Raw genomic sequence first — 7,337 nt, forward strand, 5'->3', positions numbered from 1 at the left:
GCGTGAGCCGGAGCGTGTCTCCGAAGAGTTGCGCCGCCAGATCCAGGCCGCTGTCGACGAACTGGGCTACGTGCCGGACCCGAATGCCCGGGCGCTGGCCTCGGCGCGCGCCGAGGTGTTCGGCGTGCTGGTGCCGTCGCTTACCAACAACGTCTTCGCCGAGGTGGTGCGCGGCATCTATGACAGCCTGTCGGCCAGCCCGTTCCGCATCCAGCTTGGCAACACCCACTATTCCGGCCTCGAGGAAGAGCGGCTGCTGCAGCTGTTCGGTTCGCAACGGCCAGCGGCGCTGATCGTCGCCGGCATCGATCAGACGCCGGCTTCGCGAAAGCTGCTGGAAAGTGCCGGCTGCCCTGTGGTGCAGGTGATGGAAACCGGTCCCGATCCGGTCGACATGATGGTCGGCTTCTCGCATCTCGATGGCGGGAGGGCGGCGACCGAGCATCTGATCGAGGCCGGCTATCGCCGCATCGGCTTCATCGGCGCGCGCATGGATCCGCGTTCGCAGCGGCGCCTTGCCGGCTATCGCGCGGCGATGGAGGCCGCGGGCCTGTTCGACCCGCGCCTCGTCACCACCACGCCGGTGCTGTCCAGCGTGTCGCTCGGCCGCGAGATGTTCCGCGACGCGCTGGCCAAGGTGCCGACACTCGACGGGGTGTTCTGCAACAATGACGACATCGCGCTCGGCGTCTTGTTCGAATGCCATCGCGCCTCGATCGCGGTGCCGAAGACGATCGGCATCGTCGGTTTCAACGATCTCGACATGATGCAGGTGGCGTTTCCTTCGGTCACCAGCATCCGCACCCATCGTTATGAGATCGGCCGGCGTGCCGTCGCCATGGCGCTTGCTGCGATCGCCGGCAAAAGACCGGAGCAACGGATCGTAGATCTCGGTTTCGAGCTCAAGCGCCGCGAGAGCACGGCGCGTTGAAACGCACAGAAGCGACTGTGCGAATGCCGGTTTACACGCCGATTTGGTAGCGCTACCATCTCCTACAGGCAGTTGCATGAACGATAGGTCGCACCTGTTTATTATACATAAGCGACAACTAATACTTGTTTATTATGGATAATATGATAGTTTTCGCCCCGCTGGCGGCGACAAGGGAGGTACCGGGTCGGCCATCACGGGCGGCCGAGGAAGCGCATGGCAAGGCGGGAGGTGCCGGTCCATCGCGCGAAAAATTCGCATTGCGAAACGAACAATCAGAACTGCAATCGGGAGGATTATCGATGATCAAGTCACTCGTTGGTGGCGTCGTTGCCGCCACTGCATTCGTCATGCTCAATTCGGCCGCCATGGCCGCCGGACCCGAAATCGTGTCGGGTCCCGCCGCTCAGGCGGACTGTTTCGCGCCGTGGAGCGCAGAGACCAAATTCTTCAAATATCCCAAGAAGGAAGGGCCGTTCCGCATCGCCTTCGCCAATGGCTATATCGCCAACACCTGGCGCATCCAGATGGTGCAGACGGCCAAGGCCTACGCCGCGCAACCTGAAGTCAAAGCCAAGATCAAGGAATTCAAGGTCGTCTCGACGGGCGAGGACGTGCCGGCACAGATCTCGGCGATCAACAATTTCATCGATTCCGGCTATGACGCCATCGTCACCGACGCCCAGAACCCGACGGCCTTCGGTCCGGTCATCAAGCGTGCCAAGGAAGCGGGCATCGTGCTGGTCGCCTTCGACAACATTCTCGATACCAAGGACGCCATCAACGTCAATGTCGATCAGAAGGGTCTTGGCGAATTGTGGGCCAAGTGGCTGGTCGGCAAGATACCGAACGGCGGCAAGATCCTGGAAGTGCGCGGCGTCGCCGGCACCTCCGTCGACACCGATCGTCACAACGGCATCCACGAGGTGTTCGATGCGTCCGGCAAGAAGTGGGACGTGACCGAAGTCGCCGGCAAATGGGATGACGGCGTGGCACAGAAGGTGACCGCGGATGCGATCGCCACCAACGGTCCGTTCGACGGCATCACCGGGCAGGGCGGCGACACGGGCATCGTGCAGGCGATGATCGACGCCAAGCATCCGTTCGTGCCGTTTGGCGGCGAGACCGAGAACGGCTTCCGCAAGTTCTGCGCCGCGCATTCAGCCGACGGGCTGAAGTGCTCGTCCGCGGGCTCGGGCCCGGCTCAGGTCGCCGTCGCCATCAAGACCGCGATCGCCGCACTCGAAGGCGAAGTCGTGCCACAAGAGGTGAAGCTGCCGCTGGCGATCGCCGAAGACCCGAACATGAAGGAAGGCACGGATTACTTCCCCAAGGAATCCGACAATTTCTTCGTCGGCAATTCCTTCCCGACCTGCGGCATCAATTTCAGCGCCCAGGAAATCATGGGTCAGACCAAGGAAAACCAGTAAATCATCGCTGGCTGTCACCTGGCGCCGCGGCTTGAGCCGCGGCGTTTGTCTCAATTCCACAATCGCCCTGGGAGGGCCGATGGACGGTGCGGCTCCGCTCTTTCGTATGGAAGGCATATCCAAGCGCTATGGCGGTGTACGCGCGCTGGAGAAGGCCGAGCTTGTTGTCGAAGCCGGCAGCATTCACGCCATTCTCGGTGAAAACGGCGCCGGCAAATCGACGCTGATCAAGGTCATGGCAGGTGTCGTGGCGCCCGATGAGGGGCGCATGACTCTGGATGGGCGCGAGGCGACCTTCGCCTCTCCGGGTGCCGCCAATAAGGCCGGCATCGTCTGCATCTTCCAGGAACTGTCGCTGGTCCCCGAGCTAAGCGTTGCCGACAACATAGTCATTTCCGACCCGCCCAAACGCTTCGGCATGATCGACCGCAAGGCGCAACGCCGCATCGCCGAAGAAGCACTTGCTCGTGCCGGCGCCGCCGACATCCACCCGCTGGCGCTGGTCAAGGACCTGCCATTGTCGCGCCGGCAGATGGTCGAGATCGCCAAGGCATTGGCACGCAAGCCGCGCATCCTCATCCTCGACGAGGCGACCTCCGCGCTGACTGCCGCGGATGTCTCGAAGATCTTCGCGGTGCTGAAGCGGCTGCGCGCGGAAGGGCTGGCGCTGCTTTACATCTCGCACCGCATGAACGAGATCGCCGAACTGGCGGACCAGTGCACGGTGTTCCGCAACGGCCGCAATGTCGCCAGCTATCCAGCCGGCTCGAAGAGTGACAATGAGGTGGTCGAACTGATGATCGGCCGCGAATACAGCCATATCTTTCCGCCCAAGCCGACGGCCGTGCCTGCCGCCGCGGCCCCCAGGCTCGAGGCCCGCAAGCTCTCATGGGCCGACCGGCTGCACGACATCTCGCTGACCGTCAGGGCAGGTGAGGTGGTCGGCCTTGGCGGCCTCGACGGCCAGGGCCAGCGCGAATTGCTGCTCTCCTTCTTCGGCGTGCTGCGCGGCCTCAGCGGCCAGATCCTGATCGACGGCAAGCCTGTGTCGATCACCAGTCCATCCGTTGCGCGCGACGACGGCATCGGCATGGCGCTCATTCCCGAGGACCGCAAGACCGAAGGGCTGATGCTGCCGATGACGGTGCGCGAGAACCTGTCCTTCGCCGCGCTCGACCGGTTGTCGAAAGCCGGCATCATCGACCGTGCCGCCGAGCAGCGGCTGATCGACGACATGGTCGGTCTTTTGGCGATCAAGACGGCGGGCCTCGACATTCCGGTCGGCGCGCTTTCGGGCGGCAACCAGCAGAAGGTGGTCATCGCCAAATGGCTGATGCGCCAGCCGCGCATCATCCTGCTCAACGATCCGACGCGCGGCATCGACGTCGGCACCAAGCAGGAGCTGTACCAGCTGATGCGCAAACTGGCCGACGCGGGTGCTGCGATCCTGTTCTACTCGACCGACTATGACGAGCTGATCGGCTGCTGCGACCGTGTGCTTGTGCTCTATGACGGGGCGGTCAAGCGCGAGCTGGTCGGCGCCGAGATCACCGAGCGGGCGCTGATATCAAGCGCGCTCAACATCCATGGCGAGGAGAGCCGGGTGGGCCTGGGAGTGGGCGCATGAAGGATTGGCGCTACTGGCTGGCCGAGCAGCGCGGAACGCTGCTGGCGTTCGGCATCTTCATCGTCATGTTCGTCATCTACACCTCGAACCATCCGGCCGGCTTCACCGCCAATGTGGTGCAGACGGCGGCCAACAAGGGCGTGCTGCTCGCCTTCGTCGCCATGGCGCAGACGCTGGTGGTGATCACCGCCGGCATCGACCTGTCCGTCGGCATGATTTTTCTCCTCACCAACTGCCTGGCTTCGTGGCTGGTGGTGGGAACGCCGATGCAGACGACGCTCGGCGTCATCGCCGTGCTGGCGGTGGGACTGCTGTGCGGCGCCATCAACGGCGCCATCGTCATCTATGGCCGGCTGCAGCCGATTGTCGCCACCATTGCCACAGGCGCCGTCTATTACGGCATCGGCCTGTTGCTGCGGCCATTTCCGGGCGGCTCGGTCAATGAGGACCTGGCCGATGCGCTGACCGGTCGTGTGTTCGGCGTGGTGCCGGCAAGTCTCGTCGTGCTGCTGGCCATCGTGCTGGTGATCTGGGTGCCGTTCAGCCGCTCGGTGCTTGGCCGCGCCGCCTACGCGGCAGGCTCATCGGAGACGGCGGCCTACATGTCGGGTGTGCCGATCCGGCGCGGCAAGTTCGCCGCCTACACGCTGGCCGGCCTGCTGGCGGCGATCGGCGGATTGTTCCTGACCTTCTTCACCTATACGGGTGAGGCGGCCTATGCCAGCGGCAACTCCTACACGCTGTTTTCGATCGCCGCCGTGGTGCTCGGCGGGGTTTCGCTGTTCGGCGGCAAGGGCAGCGCCATCGGCGCCATCTTCGGCGCACTGGCTTTCCGCACGATCGGCGACCTGTTGTTCGTCTTCGATTTCGATCCGCTCTGGCAGCCGCTGTTCCAGGGCGTTATCCTGCTGGTCGCCGTCAGCCTCGGCGCCTTCGCCCTGTTTCGGGTCCGCAACCGGCTGGAGTGGTTCCTGTGAGCGAAACGACGCTTGGCGGCATTGCCGGCCGCATGCCAAGATTCATCCGCCGCGCCGATCCGGCGGTGCTGACGGCCTTTGCCTGCATCGTGCTTTTGCTGTTCTTCGGCAGCCTCTATTCCAGAAGCTTCCTGTCGCCTGAATATCTCCTGCAGCAGCTCAAGGTGGCTTCATTCCTCGGCGTTATCGCGACAGGCATGATGCTGGTCATCCTGCTCGGCCAGATCGACCTGTCGGTGCCGTGGGCGGTGGCGGCGGGCGCCATGATGGCCTGCGCCGCGGCGGCGTACGGCCCGGTCGGCGTGGCGTTGGCCATCCCGTTCGGCATCATCTGCGGCATGCTGATCGGCGTCGTCAACGGCATCGGCGTCGCCTATCTGCGCATCCCCTCGATGATCATCACATTGGCCACCAACGCTGTCGCGCAAGGGCTGATGGTGGTCTACACCGGCGGCTTCTCGCCGCAGGATTCGGCGACGGGCGCGATGCGCTACCTGGCGACCGGTTTCGCCATTCCGGGCGTGCCCAACGCCGTCATCATCTGGGCGCTGATCGGGGCCGCGATGGTGTTCGTGCTGACGCGGACCGGCTTCGGCCGCACCGTCTACGGCATCGGCAACCGCGAGCGCGCGGCCTATCTCTCCGGCATCGACACAAGGCGCGTGGTGATGATCGCCTTCGCCGTCTCCGGTGGGCTCTCGGCTTTCGGCGGCGTGCTTCTGGCCGGCTATGCCTCCAAGGCGGCGCAGTCGATGGGCGACGCTTATCTGCTGCCGTCGATCGCCGCGGTGGTGCTTGGCGGCACCTCGATCTTGGGTGGGCGCGGCTCCTATCTCGGCACTGTCGCCGGTGTCATCCTCATCACTTTGCTGCAATCCATCTTGTCGGTCATGCAGATGCCGGAGGCGGGGCGGCAGATCATCTACGGTGTCGTCATCGTCGCCATGCTGCTGCTCTACGGCCGCGCGCCGGCAAGCCGCTGACAGTGGACGAAGCGGCAGCACAGGCGCCGACGAGCGCCCCCGGCTCGGTGCCGGCCATCGTGGTTATGGGCGTCGCCGGCTGCGGCAAGTCGGCGGTGGGCGTTGGGCTTGCCGCCGCTCTGGGCGTTACCTTTATCGAGGGCGACAGGCTGCATCCTCCGGAAAACGTCGCACGCATGGCAAGCGGCGAGCCGCTTACCGATCAGCTGCGCGAAGGCTGGCTCAACGCGATCGGCGAGCGCATCGCCGCGTCGGTGGGGCAGGGCAACGGCGTGGTCGCCGCCTGCTCGGCGCTGAAGCGCAGCTACCGCGACCGGCTGAGCGGCTTCTGCCCGGAAATCGTCTTCCTCTATCTGGAGATCGACCCTGGTACGGCCAGGCAGCGCGTCGGCAGCCGCAAGGGCCACTTCATGCCGGCGAGCCTGGTCGACAGCCAGTTCGCCATCCTCGAGCCGCCGGCTGCGGATGAGCGCGCCTCGAAACTCAATGCCACACGCCCGGTCGGTGAGCTCGTCGCCGCCGCGGTCCGTCTGATACGCCGGTCATGAGCCTTCATCCATTCCGATGCCGATGCTGTCCGAGGCCTCGGTCAGCCGCTGCCGGCGGGACCACGTCAGCATCTGCTCGGGGTAGAGCTTCAGCGCTTCCAGCAGGCGGTCGCGCTTGAGCAGGATGTAGTGCGCCTGCACAGTCATGTTCTTGGCGCCATCCCTGGCCATGTCCGTTGCCGGGCTGACAGATGCCTCCGGCGTCAGCTCGGGGCTGAGCACGGCCCGGTATTCGATGAAGGGAACCACTTCGAAGGTCGACATGGCAAACAGGGCGGTCCTGCCCCTGGCGGCGAAATTCGCCGGTGCCGAGGCGAGATGCGTCCAGCCGCTTTCGCCCATGGCTGCCTCGGTGAAGCTCGTGCCGGCATGGACGGTGTTGGTCATCGTCACCACGCCATTCTGCTTCAGGATCTTCTGGATGCGGATGGTGACTTGATAGGTGTCGTCGCGGCCAAAGACGACCCGGCTTTTCAGGAACCGGTTTTCGACATCGATCAGCGGCGGATTGAGGAAACGCAAGCCGAACGCCGATTCGGAAATACCGTGGGTGTTGACGCTCACCTGATGCGCTTCGATACCGGCCTCGTACAGCGCGCGCTTGCCGATGATGGTCTGGGCGGTGAACTGATCGCACCAGAGGATGGCGCCGTGGCCGCGCTGCAAGGCCGACCGCAGCCCCGCCAACCCCTCCAGCCGGATCGTCGGCGACCAGCGGCCGGCCACCAGATGTGCGGCGAGCTGCAAGCGGCGGCGGTGGCGCGCTGCCAGCAATCCCTCGAACAGCTTGCGTGCATCGATACCATCGCCCAGCACCGCGTGCGTCGCTGCAGCGTAGGCC

At 64.6% G+C, this 7,337-nt stretch carries 7 protein-coding genes; 6 read left to right on the plus strand and 1 reads right to left on the minus strand.

Translation table 11 applies throughout. From position 1 onward, the window contains the following. From EN994_RS04220 to EN994_RS04245, 6 genes are all read left to right on the plus strand, one after another. On the plus strand, positions 1–931 hold a 931-nt coding region (locus EN994_RS04220), incomplete at its 5' end, for a LacI family DNA-binding transcriptional regulator (protein WP_127307408.1). A gap of 302 nt (positions 932–1,233) precedes the next feature. Beyond that, the gene (locus tag EN994_RS04225; protein ID WP_013530863.1) at positions 1,234–2,361 is read left to right on the plus strand and encodes a sugar ABC transporter substrate-binding protein; all 1,128 of its coding nucleotides are present in this window, start codon (positions 1,234–1,236) and stop codon (positions 2,359–2,361) included. A gap of 79 nt (positions 2,362–2,440) precedes the next feature. Next, positions 2,441–3,988, plus strand: coding sequence for a sugar ABC transporter ATP-binding protein (locus tag EN994_RS04230; RefSeq protein ID WP_063168516.1), 1,548 nt, complete (start codon positions 2,441–2,443; stop codon positions 3,986–3,988). After that, positions 3,985–4,965, plus strand: coding sequence for an ABC transporter permease (locus EN994_RS04235; RefSeq protein WP_013530865.1), 981 nt, complete (start codon positions 3,985–3,987; stop codon positions 4,963–4,965). The genes EN994_RS04230 and EN994_RS04235 overlap by 4 nt, the downstream gene beginning before the upstream one ends. After that, complete coding sequence (locus tag EN994_RS04240) at positions 4,962–5,948, plus strand: ABC transporter permease (protein ID WP_013530866.1); 987 nt, start codon at positions 4,962–4,964, stop codon at positions 5,946–5,948. The genes EN994_RS04235 and EN994_RS04240 overlap by 4 nt, the downstream gene beginning before the upstream one ends. Before the next feature lie 2 nt (positions 5,949–5,950). Beyond that, complete coding sequence (locus tag EN994_RS04245) at positions 5,951–6,496, plus strand: gluconokinase (RefSeq protein ID WP_027160689.1); 546 nt, start codon at positions 5,951–5,953, stop codon at positions 6,494–6,496. Here the strand turns inward: EN994_RS04245 and EN994_RS04250 are convergent. Then, on the minus strand, positions 6,491–7,337 hold an 847-nt coding region (locus EN994_RS04250), incomplete at its 5' end, for a hypothetical protein (protein WP_245465983.1). The genes EN994_RS04245 and EN994_RS04250 overlap by 6 nt on opposite strands.

This window comes from Mesorhizobium sp. M7A.F.Ca.CA.002.09.1.1 (assembly GCF_003998555.1).
GTDB classification, from domain to species: Bacteria; Pseudomonadota; Alphaproteobacteria; order Rhizobiales; family Rhizobiaceae; genus Mesorhizobium; species Mesorhizobium ciceri.

Bases quoted from the DNA above. Each gene is read 5' to 3' on its own strand.
- EN994_RS04235 (WP_013530865.1), top strand. From the start codon at position 3,985: ATGAAGGATTGGCGCTACTGGCTGGCCGAGCAGCGCGGAACGCTGCTG.
- EN994_RS04230 (WP_063168516.1), top strand. From the start codon at position 2,441: ATGGACGGTGCGGCTCCGCTCTTTCGTATGGAAGGCATATCCAAGCGC.
- EN994_RS04225 (WP_013530863.1), top strand. From the start codon at position 1,234: ATGATCAAGTCACTCGTTGGTGGCGTCGTTGCCGCCACTGCATTCGTC.